We start from the raw sequence: 22473 nt of genomic DNA, 5'->3' as shown, positions 1-22473 counted from the left end.
CCGTTATAACCACTTAGTGATCGCGCACCGGGAATTATGTCTTTTTTGCGCCGCAATATAAGCAGCTCAATCAGAGCATAAAATTTGCAACCTTGCTCAAGACCGGTTCTCGCTCATGAAGAAATTTTGGATCACCGTCAGCGTTATCGCAATTGCCGCCATCGGCGTCTGGCAATTCGGGAATATGATCCCTTATGCCTCCCGAATTCCTTACCTCTCGCAGTTCATCAAGCAGCCGGCCGGCGGCAATGGCGGCGGGCAGCAGGCACAGGCCGATCAGCAGGCCAATCAGGCGCAAGACGGTGGCCAACATCAGGGCGGCGGGCGCAGACGCGGCGGCGGCGGCCCAACCGTCGTCAAGACTGTTGCAGCCGTGAAAACGACGCTGCCGATGGATGTGACGGCGACCGGCTGGGCCGATGCCGATGACAATACGACCATTGCCGCGCAGGAACAGGGCCTGATCGTCAGCATCGATGCGCAGGACGGGGCGACCGTCAAAGCCGGCGACCTGATCGCCAAGCTGGACGACCGGACGGCCAAGGCGACCGTCGACAAGGACAATGCGATGATTGTGCGCGACGCGGCAACCCTTTCGGAAGCCGAGACCGCATTGACGCGCGCGCAGGATCTCTTCAACCAGAAGGCCGGCACCCAGCAGAGCCTCGACCAGGCGGTCGCCGCCCGCGATACCGCTGCAGCCACTGTTGACGCCGACAAGGCGTCGCTGGCTTCCGATCAGATCTTGCTCGAGCACACCGACATCCGCGCTCCCTTCGACGGCCGGCTCGGCGATATTGTTGTCAGCAAGGGCGCTTTCCTCAGCGCCGGCGCGGCAATCGTCACTATTGCGAAATACGATCCGATCTATGTGAAATTCCACCTGCAGGAACGCTACCTGCGGGAGCTGAAGAGCGCTCTGGCAGGCGGTCCGGTCGAGGTCAGCACCGCCCCCAACTCCACCAAGGGGCAAGTGCGAAAGGGTGAGATCAGCTTCTACGACAATACGGTCGACACCGCCTCGGGCACGATCCTTGCCAAGGCGAAATTCGAGAATGCCTCCGGCGCGCTCTGGCCCGGCCAATCGGTCAACATCGTCGTGCATTTCAACAATGACGAACAGCAGGTGGTGGTGCCGACGGTTGCCGTCAGCCCCGGCCCGGAGGGTTTCTTCGCCTTCGTCGCCAAGGACGGCAAATCGCATCTGACGGCCGTCACCGTTGCCCGCGCAAATGGCGGCTTCACTGCCATAGAATCAGGTCTTCAGGCAGGCGATCACGTCGTCGTCGAGGGCCAGGGCCAGCTCAACGACCAGCAGGCGATCAACGAGCAGTTCGACGAAAAGGCGCTTGATGTCGCCTCCGCCGAAGAGCTTCGGCAACAGCAGCCCTCCGAGACAATCGCGGTGGGAGCTCAGCAATGATCCCGAATTTCTGTATCCAGCGCCCCGTCGCGACGACGCTGCTTGCGATCGGCGTCATTCTGGCCGGTCTTGCCGGTTATCAGCTCGTACCCGTCGCAGCGCTGCCGCAGGTCGACTTTCCCACCATCAACGTTTCGGCGCAGTTGAGCGGCGCCTCGCCGCAGACGATGGCGACCTCGGTTTCGACGCCGCTGATCAAGCAGTTCGAGACCATTCCCGGGATCACCGAAATCAGCGCCTCCAGTTCGCTCGGCAGCACCAGCATCGTGCTGCAGTTCGACCTCAGTCGTAATATCGATGCGGCCGCAGCCGATGTGCAGGCCGCGATCTCGCATGCGACCCGGCAACTGCCCGACAATCTGACGACACCGCCAAGTTATCGCAAGACGAACCCGGCCGATGCGCCTGTCATGCTGCTCTCGGTGCAGAGCAACACCATGCCGCGCAGCAAGCTTGACGACATCGCCGAGAACATCATCTCGCCGTCGCTTTCGACGCTTCCCGGCGTTGCCCAGGTCAGCGTCTACGGTGCGCAGACCTATGCCGTGCGCGTCGAGGTCGATCCCAACAAGCTTTTGACCCGCGGCATCGGCATCGACACCGTGAACAAGGCGCTTGCTGCCGCCAACAGCCAGCAGCCTGTGGGAACGCTGCAGAACAATTCGCAGAGCATGACCATCACGGCGAACACGCAGCGCACCAGCGCCGAACAATTCCGTTCGCTCGTCATTGCCAATCCGAACGGCGCACCGATCCACCTCGGCGATATTGCCGATGTGCAAGACAGTGTCGAGAACCAATATACCGGCAGCTGGTACGACGGCCAACGCGGCATCATCCTCGCCATCCAGCGCCAGCCGGATGCCAACACGGTCGATGTCGTCGATGCGATCAACGCCAAGCTGCCGCAGCTTCACGCCGAAATCCCGCCCTCCGTCAACACGGTCGTCATGAATGACGCCGCAAAGCCGATTCGCGATGCCATCTCCGATGTGAAGTTCACGCTGCTGCTGACGATCGGCCTCGTCGTTCTCGTCATCTACCTCTTTACCGGCCATGCGACAGCAACGATCATTCCCGGGCTTGCCGTTCCGCTGTCGCTGATCTCGACTTTCGGCATGATGTATGTGCTCGGCTACAGTATCGACAACATCTCGCTGCTCGGGCTAACGCTCGCGGTGGGGCTGGTGGTGGATGACGCCATCGTCATGCTCGAGAACATTCTGCGCCATGTCGAGGAAGGCATGCCCGTGCGGGAAGCGGCGATCAAGGGTGCGGGCGAAGTCAGCTACACCATCATCTCCATGTCGGTTTCGTTGATCGCGGTGTTCATCCCGATCCTGCTGATGGGCGGCGTTGTCGGCCGCGTGTTCAACGAATTCGGCATGGTGGTTGCCATCGCCATCATCTCGTCGGCGATCGTCTCGCTGACCGTGACGCCGATGCTCGCCTCGCGTCTGTCCAACCACCAGAGCCGCCCGCCGCTCATCATCCGCATCTTCGATGCCGGCTTCGAACGGACGCTGCGCGGCTATGACAGGGCTGTCGGCTGGTGCCTTCGCCACCGCCCCACGATCCTCGGCGTTTTCCTCGCCTCGGTGGCACTGACGATCTATTTCTTCATGACGCTGCCGACAAGCTTCTTCCCACAGGAGGATATCGGCCGCCTCACGATCAGCACGCAGGCCCGGCAGGACATTTCCTATACCGCCATGGCGGCGCTGCAGCAGCAGGCGGCAGCCGTCGTCAAGGCGAACCCAGCGGTCAACCACGTGATGTCGACGATCGGCGGCAACCCCAACAAGCCACAAAACAACGGCTCGATGTTCGTCGAACTCAAGGACAAGAAGGAACGTGCGCCGCTTGACCAGACGCTGCGCGAACTGCGCACGGCGATCAACAAGATCCCCGGATTGCAGGCCTTCGTGACGCCGAACCAGAGCCTGCGCTTCGGTGGCCGCCAGACCGCCAGCCAATATCAGCTGGTCGTGCAGGCACTGAACGCCGACCAGACCAACCTCTGGGCCGGCAAGATCCAGGCGGCGATGCGCAAGGATCGCCTCTTCACGGACGTGACGTCGGACGCGCAGAACAACGCGCTGCAGGCCAATATCGTCATCGATACCGAGCGGGCAGCCGCCTACGGGATCGACAATGACACGCTGCGCACGACGCTGCAGGAATCCTTCAGCGGATATGCAGCGGCGGAAATCCAGTCGACCGGCGACAGCTACGACGTCATCGTCGAATACGACACCAGCAAGCCCTGGGACGACCAGAAGCTCTCGGAGATCCGTGTCGCCTCGGCCAATGGCAGCCTGGTGCCGCTTTCAAACTTCGCGCATGTCGAGCGCACGGTCGGGCCTGTGACAATCAACCAGACGGGCCAGCTCGTCTCGACCACCGTTTCCTTCAACCTGCCGGAAGGCGTCTCGCTCAGCGACGCGACGGCGGCAATCGACCAGATCAAGACGGAAATGAGCATGCCGGCCGACGTCTTCACCTCCTATGGCGGTACAGCGCAGATCTTCGAGCAGTCTCAGGGCAATACGCCATACCTCATCCTGGCGGCGGTGCTGACCATCTATGTCGTGCTGGGCGTGCTCTACGAGAGCTTCATCCACCCGCTCACCATCCTTTCCGGTTTGCCTGCGGCGGCATTCGGTGCGCTGCTGGCGCTAAAGATCATGGGCTTCGACCTGTCGATCATCGCCCTTATCGGCCTGCTGATGCTGATCGGCATCGTCAAGAAGAACGCGATCATGATGATCGACGTGGCGGTGGAGACCATGCGAACGACCGGCGAAAAGGCGACGGTGGCGATCCACGAGGCCTGCGTGCGACGCTTCCGGCCGATCATGATGACGACCTTCTGTGCCCTGCTCGGCGCCCTGCCGATCGCGCTCGGCACCGGCGCAAGCTCGGAACTGCGCCAGCCGCTCGGCATCGCCGTCGTCGGCGGCCTGATCGTCTCGCAGATGCTGACGCTCTTCATCACCCCGGTCATCTTCGTCGAGATGGACCGCTTCGGAAACTTCCTCGGCCGCCTGATCGGCCACAAGAAGGTCGAGGAGCCGCAGCTGGAAGAGGCAAGGGCGATGGCCGCCGAGTGATGACGGCCCTCTGAATTCGACATTGCCGATTGACCCTTGCGACGCACTTCTTCTTCTAACCGGGAGAAGAAGTGCGCCCGCGATCACATCAACTTCTGCTCCTCTTGAATATGTCACGCCCCTGTGGCATCACCCGCCCTCCTGATTCCGGGGCGTGCTTACGCCCCTTCGCGGAGCGATGCTCCGTCTCCAATAACAATCGGCATGAAGAGGTGCGGGCATGGCTCAGGCGCTGGGTTTCGACTTCGGCACGACGAATACGGTTCTCGCCATGGCAGATGGCGGGGCGACGCGCTCGATGGCGTTCACAAGCACGGAAGGTACGGCAGACAGCATGCGCACGGCGCTTTCCTTCATGAAGGATGCCCAGCTCGGCGCTTCGGCGCTGAAGGTGGAAGCGGGCCATGCGGCGATCCGCCAATTCATCGACAATCCCGGCGAATGTCGCTTTCTGCAGTCGATCAAGACCTTTGCGGCGAGCGCGCTGTTCCAGGGCACGCTGATTTTCGCCAAGCGGCATAATTTCGAAGATCTGATGGAGATTTTCGTCAGGCGCCTGCGCAACTATGCCGGCGACCACTGGCCTTCGGATGTCAGCCGCATCGTCACCGGCCGGCCGGTGCATTTTGCCGGCGCCAGCCCCGATCCGGCGCTGGCGACCGAGCGCTACAACGAGGCGCTGTCGCGCTTCGGCTTTCCCGAAATCCACTATGTCTATGAGCCGGTCGCCGCCGCCTTCTACTTCGCGCAGAACCTCAAGCAGGACGCCACCGTGCTAGTCGCCGATTTCGGCGGCGGCACGACCGACTATTCGCTGATCCGCTTCGAGACCGTCGCCGGCAGACTGACGGCAACGCCGATCGGCCATTCAGGCGTCGGCGTCGCCGGCGACCATTTCGACTACAGGATGATCGACAACATCGTCGCGCCGCTGATCGGCAAGGGCAGCCATTTCAAAAGCTTCGACAAGATCCTCGAAGTGCCGTCCAACTACTATTCCAGCTTCGGCCGCTGGAATCAGCTGTCGATCTTCAAGACGACGCGCGAATTCGAGGATCTGAAGAAGCTGGTGCGCACCAGCCTGGAACCGGAAAAGCTCGAAATCTTCATCGACCTGATCGATCATGACGAGGGCTACCCGCTCTATCAGGCGGTGTCGGCGACGAAGATGGCGCTCTCGGCCGCAGAAGAGGCGCCTTTCGATTTCGCGCCGCTTGGCCGCAGCGGACATCGCAGCATCAAGCGGAGCGACTTCGAAGGCTGGATCGCCGATGATCTCGCCCGTATCGAAGGCGCGCTCGACGACGTGCTCGACAAGACCGAGACGAAACCATCGGAGATCGACAAGGTGTTTCTGACCGGCGGCACCTCCTTCGTGCCGGCGGTGCGCCGCATCTTTACCGAACGCTTCGAGCGCGACCGGATCGAAAGCGGCGGCGAGCTGCTGTCGATCGCCCATGGCCTGGCGCTGATCGGCGAACGCGACGACATCGCGCAATGGACTGTGCAATAGAGCCGGCAAGGTCGGGCAATCGGCCGCCCGCCCTTTCAATGCCCCTGTCACTCCGCTAAGCTTGCCCGCATGATCTCCGCCAACGACCTTTCCCCAGCCGAGCTCGCAGCGCTTCTGCATTTCCATGCCGATGCCGGCGTGGAATGGCTGCTGGAGGAAGAGGCGATCGACCGCTTCGCCGAGTTCGAGGCGATGAAGGCCGCCCGCCGCCCGGCGGCACAGGCGCAGCAGCAACGTCCCGCCGCTGGAGAACGCCCTGCCCCAGGTCAGGCACAGGTGCGCCCGAATGCAGCGGTGCGCCCAGCGCCTGCCGAACGCGCAGCGTCCGGTCCGCAACCGGCAATCCCGGATGGCGAGGCGGTGCAGCAGGCGCGCTTCGTCGCCGAAACCGCGCGATCGCTCGTCGAGCTCAAGACCGCGATCGAATCCTTCAACGGCTGCAACCTCAAGCACAGCGCCCGCTCGACCATCTTTGCCAGCGGCGATGCCGAAAGCGGGATCATGGTGATCGGCTCGGCGCCGAGCGCCGAAGACGATCGCGAGGGCATGCCCTTCTCGGGAAAATCCGGCCAGCTGTTCGACAAGATGCTGGCGGCGATCGGGCTGACCCGCTCAGCCATTCTGTTGACGCAGGTCATCCCCTGGCGACCACCTGGCAATCGTGCGCCCTCGGCCGCGGAAATGGACATCTGCCGACCCTTCATCGAGCGGCAGATCGCACTTGCCGAACCGAAGGCGATCCTGCTTCTCGGCAATTTTTCGGCGCGTTTCTTCTTTGGCGAAAATGACACGATTCACGGGTTGCGCGGCCGTTGGAAGGAGATTGCCGCTGCGGACTGTGTCATTCCTGCCATAGCCAGCCTGCATCCGCAGGATCTGTTAACCGCACCTGTAAACAAGCGGCTGGCCTGGAACGACCTGCTCGCCTTTCAAGCGAAGCTTAAGTCCCTCTCTTTGCTTAGAAATTAGCCAAAGTTGAATAATTTGTGAATCAATCTATGCGATTTTCGCATGGCTGCATCCCGCCGTGATGCATTGCGGAATCTATGCTGCATCGCAATATCAGCTGTGTCTTGGGAGGAATCACAGGAACCAAGGCCATGAACAAACGTTTTCGTCCTATCCATAGCGGGTTTGAAACCCTTCGCCTCGCCGGCGACCAGGTTCGTTCCACTCAAGGCTACAGCCGTTTCGGCTTTGCCACGAACGAACAGATGATCGCCCGCGGCACCGGCATCAACAGCCGCACGGCGCGCCCGAACGCCATTTTTTCGGACTTCCAGCAATATTGAGCGGCAGGCACTTCGCCTGCCCTTTCGTGTCAAGAGTACCCAACATGTCGACGATCCTGATATCGCTTCTGCGCAACATCGAAACATTCGAACATATCCGCGTTGCCGTCTGCGCCGCGCGGGAATATGAGCGCGAGCTTTCGGTCAAGCCGGCCGATGCCGGCACGCGCATTGACGCAGGCGCTACAGCCATCGTTCTCTGATCAGACCGCCATTTCCTCGATCTGGGCCTTCGCCCATTCGAAGGCTTCGTCGACATAGGCGAACTTGACCGCCTGCCAGGCGCAATATTCCTCGACGAAATCCCGCGATATCCAAAGGTGCGTCTTGCGCGGCTCGTCCTGCCAGCCGACGCAGCCGCGTTGCGCCGCTTTTGCCAACAGCCGCTGCAGATGGGTGCGCGACATCATGAAATCGGCCGCGAGCGCGCGGGTTTCGACACGGCCGACGGACAGCCTCTTCGGCTCGCTGCTTTCCATAGCCATCCGGGCGATGAAGTTGTCGACGACGAGGCCGCCGGCTTCCGTCCAGAGGAAGAGCGCCACCTGCTCCGGCGGCTCGCGCCAGGCGGCATCTTCGAGGCAATGGCGGGCAATGCGCGGCTGAATGAGCCGCATCAGTGATGGATTTGCCTGGAAAAAGGCGGCCCTTTGACCGCCGTCGAGCAGGTCGAGCGCGCCGAGATTGGAAAAAAGCCAGGCAAACATTCCCTGATGGCTGACGTCGGCCGGCTCGAAATGACGTGGCCGCCGCCGCTCGTCGCCGGGCGTGTGGGTTATGAAGCGGTAGGTATAGAGTTCTTCGATGAAGGCGAGCACGGTGTTACGGCTCGCCACCTTGTGCGCGGTGATGCGCCCGGTCAGCCGCACGGCTGTGAAACCCGACGTCGGGTCGCGCGGATCATATTCCAGGTGGAGGGCATAGGCAGTCTGGGTCAGAAGCCAGCGTTGATGGGAGGCGAGCAGTCGCGCCAGCCGCGGACCGGCATCGAACATGCCGCGCATCTGCCCAGCCAAAAAGCGAATGCTCATCAGAAAGGAAGAGTTCCCCACCAATTGCTCCGCTGTGAATGCCATTATGCTTTTCTCCACCCCCGCTCGCCGGCCAGCGTTCGGAGCAACGACACCGAGAGCTCCTCCGGCATCAGCGACCATTCAGACATGCACAGTTTGGAATAAATGATACTCTCTCATGTTCAACAATCATATTCCCCAGGCCGACGGTATCCCAAGAATTCACCATTCTTTTCACTCTTTGAGCGCAAGTTTAAAGCCGCCGCAATCCCTGCGTTAAAACCTTGATAAACATGCGCTTGCAGGCGTCAGGCTTGCGGCGTCGTGGCCTTGCGCGCCTCTCTCTGCTCGATGCCCAGCTGATGCTCGCGATAGATGATGAAGATGCCGGCGGCGACGACGATGACGGTGCCGATCAGCATGGTCACGCTCGGCACGTCGCCGAAGACGAAGTAGGCGACAATGCCGCCGAGCAGGATCGACGTATATTCGAACGGCGCGATGGTGGAGACATCGGCATGGCGGTAACTTTCCGTCAGCAGGATCTGCGCGACGCCGCCGCAAAAACCGGCGGCGATCAGATAGAGCGCCGTCGGCCATGCCAGGATGAGCCAGCCGAAGGGAAGAGAAGCCAGCGAGAAGACCGAGGCGGTGATCGAGAAATAGAGCACGATCGTCGCCGTCTTCTCTTCCTCGACGAGGCGGCGCACCTGGATCATCGCCACTCCGCCGAGAACGGCAGACAGCAGCACGCAGAGCGCGCCGACGGCCTGTTCTGCTTCCATGCCGCCGTCGCGAAACAGCGTGAGTTTCGGCCAGGAAACGATGGCGACGCCGACGATGCCGACCAGGACGGCGCTCCAGCGATAGATGCGCACGGTCTCGCCGAGAAAAACGGCAGCGAAGATGACGGCGACGAGCGGCAGCGCATAGCCGAGCGCGATCGCCTCCGGCAGCGGCAGATGCAGCAGCCCGTAGAAACCGAAAGCCATCGACAAGATGCCGATCGTGCCGCGCTTCAGGTGACCGATTGGATTGGCGGTGTAGAAGGCGGCGCGCAGCTGCCTGTTATAGGCCAGATAGGCCATGATCGGGAAGAGCGCGAAGAACGACCTGCAGAAGGTGACCTGACCCGGCGGGATGTCCGAGCCCGCCAGCTTGATGAAGGTCTGCATGGCCAGGAAGACCACGACCGACGAGACTTTCAGCGCAATGCCTCTCATCGGGTTTCTGAGAACCGAGTGCATGATCCTGGCTCTTGATACTGACTTAACCGGAACGGGGAGACGCGTTCGACTCGGGAACGCAGCAGGTGACGTCACCCATCGTAGCGAAAGAAAAACCCGATTGGCGAAAAAACCGCAAGCAATATGAGAGAATCACAGAATCGCCGTCAGTTCGGGTTCAACCGTGCTGATTGCGCGCCACCGCTCTGAAATTTCCCTATTTGAGCCATTCACCCCCAAAATGTTCATCTCGCGGCGCTCGGCGTTAACCAATTGAAAACCATAGGCAAGCATCGTTTTTTATCGCTGATCTCGAAATTTTCTTCACCGCACAAATAATTGCCCGCTCGTTTCAGGATCCCACTTGATGAAGCCGCTTAGCGCCGAAACCATTGCCCAGTCGCAGAATGCGACACCGCGCTCCATGCGCGTCGTCACCGACGGCATCAGCACCGACCTCGAGCGCTTCAGCGCCGACAACACCCATATCGTCAAGCAGATCAAGCTGCTGGCGATCAATGCGCTGATCGAGGCGGCCAGAGCCGGCGAGACCGGAAAGGGCTTTGCCGTCGTTGCCAACGAGGTGCAGCGGCTGGCGCAAATTGCAACCGACATTACCGGCAGGTTCGAGAGCAACGTGCTGGGCCGCATCGGCCTCAGCCGCGCCATGGCCGATTCGCTGGTCGAGGAGATGGAGGGCGTTCGCCTCACCGATCTGGCGCAGACGCTGGTGCAGCTCATCGTCCGCAATCTCTTCGAGCGCACGGCCGATGTGCGCTGGTGGGCGACGGATTCGGCGCTCTGGCAGGCGCTGCAGAATCCAGCCCGTGAAACCGTCGCCTTTGCGGCGGAGCGTCTCGGCGCCATCAACCGCTTCTACACCGTCTATCTCGATCTCGTCATGACCGATCTCTCGGGCAAGGTGATCGCATCCGCCAATCCCAAGTTCCAGCGCAAGATCGCAGGCACGAGCCTTGCCGGTGATCCGTGGTTCCGCGCGGCGTCGGCCTGCTCCTCCGGCGACGCTTATATCGTCGATGATGTCAAAGCGAGCCCGCTCCACGACGCCAGGCATGCGCTCGTTTATGCCACAGGCATCCGCGAAGAGGGCAAGCTCGACGGGCGGCTGGTCGGCACGCTCGGCGTCTATTTCGACTGGCAGAACCAGGGCCAGGCGATCGTCGAGAAGGAGGCGAACCTGCCACCGCAGCTGGCGGAAAGAACGACGGTCATGCTGCTCGACGGCAAGAGCCGGGTCATCGCCACCACCAATCCCGCCTTGCTCTTTTCCCATTTCGCGCTCGCCAATCCGTCCGGCCAGGGAAAAGGCAGCTACTACGACAATAATGGCTCGATCGTCGCCTTCGCGCGCACTCTCGGTTACGAGGATTACGACGGGCTCGGCTGGTACGGCGTCGTCGTGCAGCAGACGGAAAACGACGCGACGATCAAGGCCGCCCTCAACCTGAAGTAGCACTCATCTTGCGCCGGTGGCGTTCATCCATGTCCAATGAGATATTTTGCCCGCGAACTTGGTGTTCGCGGGCAATTTGCTTTAAGTTTAGTTCAGACTTTAATGTAATCATTCCCGGCAAAATTTATGGCAGAGTGCGCCCGCCTCTGTATTCCGCGGTTATCAAATAACGGTCTTCAGGAAACACCATGCGAACAGATACCGGCCAGGTCATTCATCTGGCAGATTACCGTCCCACCGACTTCGTGCTGGAACGTGTGGACCTGACTTTCGAACTCGACCCGACGGAGACAAAGGTCGAGGCACGTCTGATCTTTCATCGTCGCCCGGGCACCGATCCGGCAGCGCCGATCGTTCTCGACGGCGACGAACTGATACTGTCGGGGCTGCTGTTCGACCAGGTGGAGTTGGACCCTTCGCGTTACGACGCAACACCGGAAAGCCTGACGGTGCGCGACCTGCCGGAGAGCGCGCCCTTCGAACTGACGATCACCACTGTCATCAACCCTGAGGCCAACACCAAGCTGATGGGCCTTTACCGCACCGGCGGCATCTACTGCACGCAGTGCGAGGCGGAGGGTTTCCGCCGCATCACCTATTTCCCCGACCGGCCCGACGTGCTTGCGCCGTTCACGGTCAACATCGTTGCCGACAAGGACGCCAACCCGCTGCTTTTGTCGAACGGCAACTTCCTCGGCGGCGCCGGCTATGGCCCCGGCAAGCATTTCGCCGCCTGGTTCGATCCGCATCCGAAGCCGAGCTATCTCTTTGCGCTCGTCGCCGGCGATCTCGGCGTCGTCGAAGACACGTTCACGACCATGTCCGGCCGTGAGGTGGTGCTGAAAATCTATGTCGAGCACGGCAAGGAGCCGCGCGCAGCCTATGCCATGGACGCGCTGAAACGCTCGATGAAGTGGGATGAAGAGAGGTTCGGCCGCGAATACGATCTCGACATCTTCATGATCGTCGCCGTCTCCGACTTCAACATGGGCGCGATGGAGAACAAGGGCCTCAACGTCTTCAACGACAAATACGTGCTTGCCGATCCCGAGATCGCCACCGATGCCGACTATGCCAATATCGAAACGATCATCGCGCATGAATATTTCCACAACTGGACCGGCAACCGCATCACCTGCCGCGACTGGTTCCAGCTGTGCCTCAAGGAAGGCCTGACGGTCTATCGCGACCACGAATTCTCTTCCGACCAGCGCTCGCGCGCCGTCAAGCGCATCGCCGAAGTGCGCCATCTCAAATCGGAGCAGTTCCCGGAGGACGGCGGCCCGCTCGCCCATCCGGTGCGGCCGACGACATATCGCGAGATCAATAATTTCTACACGACGACCGTCTACGAAAAGGGCAGCGAAGTCACGCGGATGATCGCGACGCTGCTCGGCAAGGACGGCTTCAAGAAAGGCATGGACCTCTATTTCGACCGCCATGACGGTGAGGCCGTGACGATCGAGGATTTCGTCAAATGCTTCGAGGATGCAAGCGGGCGCGACCTCACGCAATTTTCGCTCTGGTACCATCAGGCCGGCACGCCGCTCGTCACCGCATCGGGCAGCTATGATGCGGCGGCCGGCAGTTTCACCCTATCGCTCGAACAGATGATCCCGGCAACGCCCGGCCAGCCGAGCAAGGAGCCGATGCATATTCCGCTCAGCCTCGCGCTGTTTGGCGAAAACGGCGGCAAGATCGAGCCGACCTCGGTCGACGGCGCGGAATATGCCGGCGAGGTGCTGCATCTTACAGGGCGCACGCAGACGGCCGTGTTCCATGGCGTTGGCTCGCGGCCGGTCGTTTCGATCAACCGCAGCTTCTCGGCGCCGATCAACCTGCATTTCGATCAGAGCCCGGCCGATCTTGCCCATCTCGCCCGCCATGAGACCGATCACTTCGCCCGCTGGCAGGCCTTGACCGATCTGGCGCTGCCGAACCTGCTGAAAGCGGCACGCGACGCCCGCGAGGGCAAGCCTGTGGTCTGCGAGGCGACCTTCGTCGAGACGTTAATTGCCGCCGCCGCCGACGAGAGCCTCGAGCCCGCCTTCCGCGCCCAGGCGCTGGCTCTGCCGAGCGAATCCGATATCGCCCGGGAACTTGGCGGCAACAACGATCCCGATGCCATCCATGCCGGCCGGCAGGCGGTCCTGAAACAGATCGCCGATGCCGGAAAGGATGTCTTTGCCGGCCTCTACGCAGCGATGACGACATCAGGCGATTTCAACCCGGATGCGAAAAGCGCCGGCCTGCGGGCGCTGCGCAATAGCGCCCTCACCTATCTCTCGCATGCCGAACAGACGCCGGCCCGCGCCAAGGCCGCCTTCGATGCGGCCAACAATATGACCGATCTCAGCCATGCGCTGACCATCCTCGCCCATCGTTTTCCCGACAGCGCGGAGACGAGCGAGGCGCTCGCCACCTTCCGTGAGCGCTTCGCGGAAAATGCGCTCGTCATCGACAAATGGTTCGCGATCCAGGCCGGCATTCCGGGCGCAAAAACCCTGGGAAGGGTCCGCGCTCTGATGGACGATCCGCTCTTCAAGCGCACCAATCCGAACCGGATGCGGTCGCTGGTCGGCACCTTCGCCTTTGCCAACCCGACCGGATTCGGCCGCGCCGACGGCGAAGGCTATCGCTTCCTCGCGGATCAGATTCTCGATATCGACGGGCGCAACCCGCAGCTTGCCGCCCGCATCCTGACCTCGATGCGCTCCTGGCGTTCGCTCGAATCCGTGCGTGCCGATCACGCCCGCTCGGCGCTGATCGAGATCGAGCGGGCCGCCGATCTTTCGACCGACGTGCGCGATATCGTCGAGCGTACGCTTAAGGGGTGATTTGCTTCATTCGGCCGTCGCGAAAAGCGCGACGGTCGTCTGCAGCCGTGATTCGAATCGCCTGAAAAACACCAAATTATAAATAGTTAACGGATTTTTACCTTTGCCTCTGGACAAGGCGAATCACCCATGATTCTCTAGGTCAGGTTCGAGCGAGCGGCGCGCGAATCACACGAGGGACAAGGCGAAGAGATGATGGACGTGCGGCGGGCAACCGTGGCCGGAGGACGGCTGCGTGTCGATTTTGACGGGCTCAAAGCCTGGCGCGACAGCCTTTCCGGCCATGCGACATCGGAACCACTTCTCCGTTATCTGCCGAAGGCCGAGCTGGTCTTGAAGCGGGCCATCCCGGCGCTGATCGTCGCCTTCCTCTCCGTCGTCGCCGCCTCGCACTTCTTCGGCATGATGAGCGAATACGGGCGTCTGGAGGCCTCGGCGCGCCATGCCACCGCACTTTCGGCGGCGACCGCCTCTGCGGTGTTTGCCGATGCGGCCGACATCTTCGACAGCGGCGATATCACCGGAGCGCAGGCTCGCCTCGCCAAATACCTGCCGCAAGACCGGCTGGATAGCGGCGCTTTCGTGCTGCTCGTGCAGGCAAGCGGCAAGGTTTTTGCCGCAACCACCGCAGGGCTTTCGCATGTTGGCAGCAATGTCGGCGATTTCTTCCCCGAGGTCTCGGCGATCCGCCGCTTCGGCGATCGCGCCGACGTCATCGAAACGACGATCGGCGGCGTGCCGCATTATGCCGAGATCACGCTGATGGGCAATGCCGGCGGTTATATCGTGGCTGCCACCTCGCTTGACGAGATCGACCGGCTCTGGCGCGAGGAACTGGCGCTCAACGTCACGCTGTTTGCCGGCATCTCCTCGATCCTGCTTGTCATCCTCTACGCCTATTACACGCAGGTGAAACGCGCCCGCGACGCCGACGACATCTTCCTGGAATCGAACCTGCGCGTCGAGACGGCGCTGTCGCGCGGCCGCTGCGGCCTCTGGGACTTCGATTTCGAGAACCGCGAATTCTTCTGGTCGCGCTCGATGTACGACATGCTCGGTCTGCCGGGCTCCGACAAGACGATGGGTTTCGGCGAAGCCGCCCGCCTGATGCATCCCGATGACGGCGGGCTCTACGAGATCGCGCGCGCCATCGGCAAGGGCTCTTCCGGCCAGGTCGATCAGATCTTCCGCATGCGCCATGCCGGCGGCCACTATGTCTGGATGCGGGCGCGTGCCCAGGTGATCCGCAGCAATTCCGGCCGAATGCACCTGATCGGCATCGCCATGGACGTGACCGAACAGCATCGGCTCGCCCAGCGCTACGCAGAAGCCGACCAGCGCCTGGCCGACGCCATCGAATGCACCTCGGAAGCCTTCGTGCTTTGGGACAAGAACGATCGGCTGGTCATGTGCAACACGCATTTCCAGCAGGCCTATGGCCTGCCGGACAGCGTGCTCGTGCCCGGCACCGAGCGCTCGACCGTCAATGCCGCCGCCGCCCGGCCCGTCATCGAGCGGCGGATTTCCGATGCCGACGGCTCCGGCTATTCGCGTACGACGGAGGTGCAGCTTGCCGACGAGCGCTGGCTGCAGATCAACGAGCGGCGCACCCGCGACGGCGGCAGGGTTTCGGTGGGAACCGACATCACGCTGATGAAACGCCATCAGGAGCGGCTGCGCGAATCCGAGCGCCGGCTGATGGCGACGATCGGCGATCTGTCCGCTTCGCGCCAGACGTTGGAGATCCAGAAATCCGAGCTTTCGACGGCCAACGCCAACTACCAGGCGGAGAAGGAACGCGCCGAGGCCGCCAACAAGGCGAAATCGGAATTCCTCGCCAACATGTCGCATGAGCTGCGCACACCGCTCAACGCCATCCTCGGCTTCTCGGAAATCCTGCAGAACCAGATGTTCGGGCCGCTCGGCTCGCTGAAATACGACGAATATGCCCGCGATATCCATGACAGCGGCAAACATCTGCTCAACGTCATCAACGACATTCTCGACATGTCGAAGATCGAAGCCGGCCATGTCAGGCTGCACTGCGAGCGCATCGACCTCGTACCGCTGATCGAGGAAAGCCTGCGCTTCACCGCCATGCCCGCAGCTGAAAAGAACATCGTCATCGAACAGCGCATCTGCTCCGGCCTGACGCTGATGGCCGACCGCCGGGCAATGAAACAGGTGCTGCTCAACCTGCTCTCCAATGCGGTCAAGTTCACCGACAATGGCGGCCGCATTGCGTTGCGTACACGCCGCGTCGACGGCGCCGTCTTCGTCACCATTGCCGACACAGGCATCGGCATTCCACGCTCGGCGCTGTCGAAGATCGGCCAGCCCTTCGAGCAGGTGCAGAGCCAGTATGCCAAGAGCAAGGGCGGCTCCGGCCTCGGGCTCGCCATCTCCCGCTCGTTGACCTCGCTGCACGGCGGCCGCATGAAGATCCGCTCACGCGAAGCGGTCGGCACGGTGATCTCGCTGCGCATCCCCGACGATGTCTAGGCCAGGATCAGAGTCGACCTTTTTCAGTCGGCTGATGCGGCGGTGAAAACCGCCAGCTGAGCGGCGAAAGCACGCTTGTATGCTGGCCGCGCTTCGCCGCGGGCGACATAGGCGGAGAGGTTCGGATATTCTTCGAGTATAGCAGATCCCTTCAACCTGAGCAGCACCGACACCATCAGCAGGTCACCGGCGCTGAAGGCGCCGTCGAGCCAGTCGGCATCTCCAAGACGGCGGGAGAGGTCGGTCAGCCGTTTCCGGATGCTGTCCTCAAGGGCAGAAAGGCGATGGTCGTACCAGGGCTTGTCGCGCTCGAGGATCATGACGAGAGCGCGGTCGAAGATCGGTGGTTCCACCGTGTTGAGCGCGGCAAACATCCATGTGAGCGCCCGCGCCCGGGCATTCGCATCGTCCGGCAGCAGGCCCGCATGGCGCTCGCCGATATGGAAGACGATGGCGCCGGACTCGAATAAAGCGAGATCGCCTTCCTCATAGGTCGGGATCTGCCCGAAAGGCTGAAGTGCCAGATGCGCGGGTTCTCTCATCGTCTTGAACGAAACAAGACGAACGTCGTAAGGCTGGCCTACTTCTTCGAGCGCCCAGCGAACGCGCATGTCACGTGCCAGACCCCTGCCGCGATCGGGCGATCGTTCAAAGGCGGTAATGGTAATCGTCATTGGTGTTCTCCATAGCTTTGTCCTGAAGACGACTGGCTAAACGAGAATCCGACAGGCCATGCTCGAGATAATCCTCCCGGTCGTTCCATCTGGCGTGAGATCAGGCTTTCACGACATTCAGGAATATTTTCCGAACCGCTTTCGACAGCCGCTTCACCTCCGCTTCGAGCGTCTTGATGTCTGGGCAGTCGCCGGCGCGGCAGACAAGTTCGACGAGGCCGGCCGGCGCTTCCTTCGGATCGAACAGGCCGTCGATGGAGAGGCGGATCAGTTGCGAAAGTCCGGTATAAAGCGTGAAGGCCTCGAGACATATGTCGAGATCGGTGGTTGCCATCAGCCGGTCGCCGAGCAGTTTCAGGGCCTCGCCGGTGCTCACCCCATTCACGGCAATGCCGACGCCCTTGGTCGGCGCGATCAGCGCCAGATACTGGGCGATGAATTCGAGATCGATGACGCCGCCGGGGATCAGCTTCAGGTCCCATGGGCCGGAGGGCGGCTTTTCCTTGTCGATCAGTTCGCGCATTTCGGCGACGTCATGCGCCACCTTGGCAATATCGCGATCGGCCGACAGGACCTCCCGGACGATCAGTTCCGCCTCGGCGATCAAGCTCTCATTGCCGCAAATCAGCCGGGCGCGGCTGAGCGCCATATGTTCCCAGGTCCATGCCTCTTCGCGCTGATACTTGCCGAAGGCATTGATGCGGGTGGCGACCGGCCCCTTGTTGCCGGATGGGCGCAGCCGCATATCGACCTCATAGAGCACGCCTTCGGCGGTCGGCGCTGACAAGGCGGCCATCAGCCTCTGGGTGATGCGGGTGAAGTAACGCGTCGCATCGAGCGGCTTCGGCCCGTCGGATTCGGAAGCCGCATCGTCATAATCATAGAGCAGGATCAGATCGATGTCGGACCCGGCCGTCAGCTCGAAGCTGCCGAGCTTGCCCATGCCGGCGACCGCAATGCGCCCGCCGGGATAGTCGCCGTGTGCTGCCCGCATCTCGCCGACCACGGCATCGAGTGCCGCCGCAATGATGAGATCGGCGAGATGGGTGAAGGCGCGTGCGGCCATCACGCCGTTGATCGCGCCGGTGAGCAGGCGGATGCCGATCAGGAAGCGCTGCTCGGCGGCGAAGATGCGCAGCCGGTCGAGCACCTCTTCATAGTGGCGCGCCTGGGCAAGCGAGCCCTTCAGCCGCTCGCCGAGATAATCGCGCGTCGGCAGCTCGGCCATCAGGCCGGGATCGAGCATGCCGTCGAAGACATGCGGCTTGGCGGCGATCACCTCGGCAAGCCGGGGTGCCGAGGACATGATGTTGACGATCAGCGACAGCAGCGCCGGGTTGCTGCCGAGCAGCGAGAACAGCTGGATGCCGGAGGGAAGGCCGGAGATGAAACTGTCGAAGCGCAGCAGCGCTTCGTCGGCGCGTTTGCTTTCGCCGAAGACCCGCAGGAGCTCCGGCGCCAGCTCCGTCAGCCTTTCGCGCGCCTCGACCGATTGCGTCGCCCGGTAGCGGCCGTAGTGCCAGGTGCGGATGATACGGGAAATATCGGATGGTCTGGTAAAACCGAGTTTCTTCAGCGTCTCCAGCGTATCCGGGTCGTCGCCCTGGCCGGTGAAGACGAGATTTCCGGTGTCTGTGGAAAGCCTGCTCTCCTGCTCGAAAAGATGGGCATAACGCCGCTCGACCGTCTTCAGCACGCCGACCAGTCGTTCGGAGAAGCTCGGCGTGTCGGAAAAGCCCATCATGAAGGCGATGCGCTTCAGGTCGGCATCCGTCTCCGGCAGCAGGTGGGTCTGCTCGTCGCGCACCATCTGGATGCGATGCTCGACATCGCGCAGGAACCAGTAGGCCTCGGTCAGTTCGTCACGGGTTTCCGCGTCGATCCATTTCGCCTTGGTGAGTTCACCGAGCGTCTCCTCCGTCGCCCGTCCACGCAATGCCGGCATGCGGCCGCCGGCAATCAGCTGCTGCGTCTGGACGAAGAATTCGATCTCGCGAATGCCGCCGCGGCCGAGCTTGACGTTATGACCCTTGACCGCAATGGCGCCGTGGCCCTTATGCGCGTGGATCTGCCGCTTGATCGAATGGATATCGGCAATCGCCGCGTAATCGAGATATTTGCGGAAGACGAAAGGGGCGAGCCCACGCAGGAAATCGCCGCCCGCGGCCAAGTCACCGGCAACCGCGCGCGCCTTGATGAAAGCAGCCCGTTCCCAGTTCTGCCCCCTGCCCTCATAATAGATCATCGCCGCATCGACCGGGATCGCCAGCGGCGTCGAGCCGGGATCGGGGCGCAATCTTAGATCGGTGCGGAAGACATAGCCGTCGGCTGTGCGCTCCTGCAGGATGCGCACCAGCCGCCGCATCATTCTCGGGAAGACTTCGATCGCGTCATCCGGGTCGGGCACGATGCCGGCCTGTTCGTCGAAGACGACGACGAGGTCGATATCGGAGGAATAGTTGAGTTCGGATGCGCCGAGTTTGCCCATGCCGAGCACGATCAGCCCAGAGCCGTCGCTCGGTGCCGCCACATCCCGCAGCCGCAGCTTTCCACCCTCATGCGCCGCCAGCAGCAGATGATCGATCGCGGCGGCAACCGAAGCTTCGGCAAGCTCGCTCAGCCAGGCCGTTGTCGCCCGCCCGTCGAAGATGCGCGCGAGATCGGCGAGTGCAACGAGGAAGGCCACCTTGCGCTTGATGATGCGCAGCCTGCTCATCACCACGGATTCCGAAGGTGCTGCCCCCTCTCCGTCCCGTTGCCAGCAGCGCCGCGCCTCGGCGACCAGCGCCTCGATCTGCGGCTCCAACGGTTGGGTGATGGCACCAGCGAGGATGGCGGGATCGAGATTGACGATTTCGCGCAGATAAGGCGACAGCGTCAGCACGGCCGCAATGAAATCGCGAAGCGGGCCTTCCGTCTTCAGCATCGCAGCCACCGACGGCTCGCTCCTGCCGGCCTCCTGAAGGTCGGCCAGCGCCAGCTTCAACTCCGCCTGGTTCAGCGGACGCAGCAGCCCTTCGGCCACATCCTTCAGGCCATGCGTCGATTTCGTCAGCATGCGCTCTCCCTGCTTTAGCGCCTAAGGTACGGTCCCGCAGAATCACGGGAACGCCTCCTTCGACCGGCATTAAACTAGGGTCTTGGCGGAAAACCGCCAATACGCGATTCAGCCGATCATCGGCAGCGGGCCATCAGGCAGCCTTGGCGGGGAAGATCATGCTGACGGTCAATCCGCGCTTTTCGGGCTTGTCGGGATCGGTATCGGTGAGTTCCAACCGGCCGTTGTGCAGCTCCATCACCGCTTCCACCAGCGAAAGCCCGAGCCCCGTTCCCGGCTTCGATCGGCTTTCATCGAGGCGGACGAAGCGCTTCACCACGTCGTCGCGCCTGTCGGCCGGAACGCCCGGTCCATGGTCGGCCACCGAAAGGCAGATGCCATCCGGGCGGCGGGAGAGCTTCAGCGATACCTTGCCCGCCCCTTCCGTATCGGAGGAATATTTGATGGCATTGTCGAGCAGATTGAAGATTGCCTGACCGATCAGCTCTCGATTGCCCTGGACCTCGACATCCGGCTCGATGCTGGAGCTCAGGCCAAGGCCGGCCTCCTCCGCCGCCGGCTCGTAAAGCTCGGCGCTATCGGAGACGATGGCCGAAAGCTCCACCGGCGACATCTCGGCGGCGACCGATCCAGCCTCGACGCGGGAGATCATCAACAGCGCGTTGAAGGTGCGGATCAACTGGTCCGATTCGGAAATGATGCCTTCGAGTGCGGTGCGCCGCGTCTCGCCATCGGCGATATCGAGCGCATCGGCCGCCTTGTTGCGGAGCCGCGTCAACGGTGTCTTGAGATCGTGGGCGATGTTGTCGGAGACCTGCCGCAGGCCCTCGTTCAGCTTCTCGATGCGCTCCAGCATGGTATTCAACGACATCGACAAGCGGTCGAATTCATCGCCGGATCCGCCCACAGGCAGGCGCTGCGACAGGTCGCCGGCCATGATCTTCTTGCTGGCATCCGACATGCGGTCGATGCGTTTCAGCGCGTTGCGGCCGATGGCGAACCAGATGATGATGGCGCCAAGCCCCATGATCGCCAGGGCCACCATCAGCGCCTGGCGCACCAGCAGACGGAACCGCTCGGGGTCGCCGAGGTCGCGGCCGATCAGGATTCTGAGGCCATTATCGAGCACGAAAATATTGGCGATCGCCTTGTGGCGGCGCTCGACACCCCCGCCGTCAGTATAGCGTTGGTAGCCGAAGGGCGCGGAGGTCCAGCCGATCTCCTCGAAGACACCCGGCTGCACCGACGCGACGTTGCCGGCGAGAATATCGCCCGAGGGACCGGCGATGATATAGAGGTTGGCGCCCGGCTGGCGGGCACGCCGCTCCATCGTGCGCAGGAGAAGGTTCATGCCGCCGGTGTCGTAGGCGCGCTGCACCTGCTCCACCTCCTGCCTGACGGCGTCGCGGATCTGGCCGGTCAGCAGCCGTTCAGACATTGCCGTCACATAGAAGACGAGCGTCGCGGCGCAGATGGCGAAAAGCAGGATATAGAGTGCCGAAAGGCGGACTGCTGTGGACTTGAAGAGAACCTTGAAACGGCTCATCCCTCATCCTTGATCATGTACCCCGCGCCGCGAATGGTCTTCAGGAGCGGTTGGCTGTAGTCCTTTTCGATCTTCGAGCGCAGCCGCGAGACATGGACGTCGATGACGTTGGTCTGCGGGTCGAAGTGATAGTCCCAGACGTTTTCGAGCAGCATGGTGCGGGTCACCACCTGGCCGGCATTCTTCATCAGATATTCCAGCAGGCGGAATTCGCGCGGCTGCAGCGGGATCTCCTTGCCGCCGCGGCGCACCTCGTGGGAGAGCCGGTCGAGTTCGAGATCGCCGACGCGATAGACGACGTCCTGGTCCGGCGTGCCCTTGCGGCGGCCAAGCACCTCGACGCGCGCCAGCAACTCGCTGAAGGCATAGGGCTTCGGCAGGTAGTCATCGCCGCCGGCACGAAGACCGGTCACGCGGTCATCGACCTGGCCGAGTGCCGAGAGGATGAGGACCGGCGTATGGATAGCCTTGCGGCGCAACTCGCTGATGACCGAGAGCCCGTCGCGGCGCGGCAGCATGCGGTCGATGACGATGACGTCGTAGGTATTTTCCGACCCCATGAACAGGCCGCTCTCGCCGTCGCTGGCGTGATCGGCGACGATGCCCGCCTCGCGAAAGGCTTTCGTGAGGTAGACGGCTGCTTCGAGATCATCTTCGATGATGAGAATCTTCATGCGGCCGACATTACCCGCCGGCTGCGTTTCGGCAAGGCTCAAAGCATCTTCCTGCGGGGCGGCGCTCATCGCGATCATCCTTCAAAGGTCAGAAGAATCGAGCCGCGCGGAGTTTCGTCCGCGCGGCT

Annotated in this window: 16 protein-coding genes; 9 read left to right on the top strand and 7 right to left on the bottom strand. The window is 62.1% G+C overall.

The annotated features are described in order from the left end of the window. Positions 1-115 precede the first annotated feature (115 nt). The 6 genes from RL_RS07550 (at position 116) to RL_RS40090 (ending at position 7544) form a co-directional block, all read left to right on the top strand. The gene (locus tag RL_RS07550; RefSeq protein WP_011651152.1) at positions 116-1423 is read left to right on the top strand and encodes an efflux RND transporter periplasmic adaptor subunit; all 1308 of its coding nucleotides are present in this window, start codon (positions 116-118) and stop codon (positions 1421-1423) included. Continuing rightward, positions 1420-4536, top strand: a complete 3117-nt coding sequence (locus RL_RS07545; protein WP_011651151.1) for an efflux RND transporter permease subunit — start codon at positions 1420-1422, stop codon at positions 4534-4536. The genes RL_RS07550 and RL_RS07545 overlap by 4 nt, the downstream gene beginning before the upstream one ends. Positions 4537-4756: 220 nt before the next feature. Next, positions 4757-6049: an Hsp70 family protein gene (locus tag RL_RS07540; RefSeq protein WP_011651150.1), complete on the top strand. Its 1293-nt coding sequence runs from the start codon at positions 4757-4759 to the stop codon at positions 6047-6049. 69 nt (positions 6050-6118) lie between these two features. Beyond that, positions 6119-7018, top strand: a complete 900-nt coding sequence (locus RL_RS07535) for a uracil-DNA glycosylase (RefSeq protein WP_011651149.1) — start codon at positions 6119-6121, stop codon at positions 7016-7018. A gap of 131 nt (positions 7019-7149) precedes the next feature. Next, positions 7150-7341 carry a hypothetical protein gene (locus RL_RS07530; protein WP_003546802.1) on the top strand — a complete coding sequence of 64 codons (192 nt, stop codon included), beginning with the start codon at positions 7150-7152 and terminating at the stop codon, positions 7339-7341. A gap of 44 nt (positions 7342-7385) precedes the next feature. After that, a complete protein-coding gene (locus tag RL_RS40090; protein ID WP_165422410.1) occupies positions 7386-7544 on the top strand; it encodes a hypothetical protein in 159 nt (52 codons plus the stop codon). Here the strand turns inward: RL_RS40090 and RL_RS07525 are convergent, their stop codons facing one another. The 3 genes from RL_RS07525 to RL_RS40475 all read right to left on the bottom strand — a co-directional run bounded on the left by RL_RS07525 (position 7545) and on the right by RL_RS40475 (position 9874). Continuing rightward, a complete protein-coding gene (locus RL_RS07525; RefSeq protein WP_028741501.1) occupies positions 7545-8417 on the bottom strand; it encodes a hypothetical protein in 873 nt (290 codons plus the stop codon). It abuts the gene before it with no gap. Between the two features lie 245 nt (positions 8418-8662). Then, positions 8663-9601 (bottom strand): DMT family transporter, encoded by a 939-nt coding sequence (locus RL_RS07520; RefSeq protein ID WP_003546796.1) that lies wholly within the window; start codon positions 9599-9601, stop codon positions 8663-8665. A 132-nt stretch (positions 9602-9733) separates the two neighbouring features. Beyond that, positions 9734-9874: a hypothetical protein gene (locus tag RL_RS40475; RefSeq protein WP_225510318.1), complete on the bottom strand. Its 141-nt coding sequence runs from the start codon at positions 9872-9874 to the stop codon at positions 9734-9736. A 73-nt stretch (positions 9875-9947) separates the two neighbouring features. Between RL_RS40475 and RL_RS40985 the strand changes: the two genes are divergently transcribed. The 3 genes from RL_RS40985 (at position 9948) to RL_RS07505 (ending at position 16393) form a co-directional block, all read left to right on the top strand. Beyond that, the gene (locus RL_RS40985; RefSeq protein WP_041936236.1) at positions 9948-11054 is read left to right on the top strand and encodes a methyl-accepting chemotaxis protein; all 1107 of its coding nucleotides are present in this window, start codon (positions 9948-9950) and stop codon (positions 11052-11054) included. A gap of 188 nt (positions 11055-11242) precedes the next feature. After that, positions 11243-13891: an aminopeptidase N gene (gene pepN, locus RL_RS07510; RefSeq protein WP_011651145.1), complete on the top strand. Its 2649-nt coding sequence runs from the start codon at positions 11243-11245 to the stop codon at positions 13889-13891. 192 nt (positions 13892-14083) lie between these two features. Then, the gene (locus RL_RS07505) at positions 14084-16393 is read left to right on the top strand and encodes a PAS domain-containing sensor histidine kinase (RefSeq protein WP_011651144.1); all 2310 of its coding nucleotides are present in this window, start codon (positions 14084-14086) and stop codon (positions 16391-16393) included. A 23-nt stretch (positions 16394-16416) separates the two neighbouring features. Here the strand turns inward: RL_RS07505 and RL_RS07500 are convergent, their stop codons facing one another. The 4 genes from RL_RS07500 to RL_RS07485 all read right to left on the bottom strand — a co-directional run bounded on the left by RL_RS07500 (position 16417) and on the right by RL_RS07485 (position 22414). Next, the gene (locus RL_RS07500) at positions 16417-17067 is read right to left on the bottom strand and encodes a glutathione S-transferase family protein (protein WP_011651143.1); all 651 of its coding nucleotides are present in this window, start codon (positions 17065-17067) and stop codon (positions 16417-16419) included. A gap of 100 nt (positions 17068-17167) precedes the next feature. Continuing rightward, positions 17168-20125, bottom strand: a complete 2958-nt coding sequence (locus RL_RS07495; protein WP_011651142.1) for a bifunctional [glutamine synthetase] adenylyltransferase/[glutamine synthetase]-adenylyl-L-tyrosine phosphorylase — start codon at positions 20123-20125, stop codon at positions 17168-17170. A 133-nt stretch (positions 20126-20258) separates the two neighbouring features. After that, positions 20259-21671 carry a sensor histidine kinase gene (locus RL_RS07490; protein WP_011651141.1) on the bottom strand — a complete coding sequence of 471 codons (1413 nt, stop codon included), beginning with the start codon at positions 21669-21671 and terminating at the stop codon, positions 20259-20261. Next, complete coding sequence (locus tag RL_RS07485) at positions 21668-22414, bottom strand: response regulator transcription factor (protein ID WP_003546781.1); 747 nt, start codon at positions 22412-22414, stop codon at positions 21668-21670. Before RL_RS07485 ends, RL_RS07490 begins: the two co-directional genes overlap by 4 nt. Positions 22415-22473 lie beyond the last annotated feature (59 nt).

Source organism: Rhizobium johnstonii 3841, assembly GCF_000009265.1.
Lineage (GTDB): Bacteria > Pseudomonadota > Alphaproteobacteria > Rhizobiales > Rhizobiaceae > Rhizobium > Rhizobium acaciae.
This window is presented reverse-complemented; position numbering and strand designations above follow the sequence as displayed.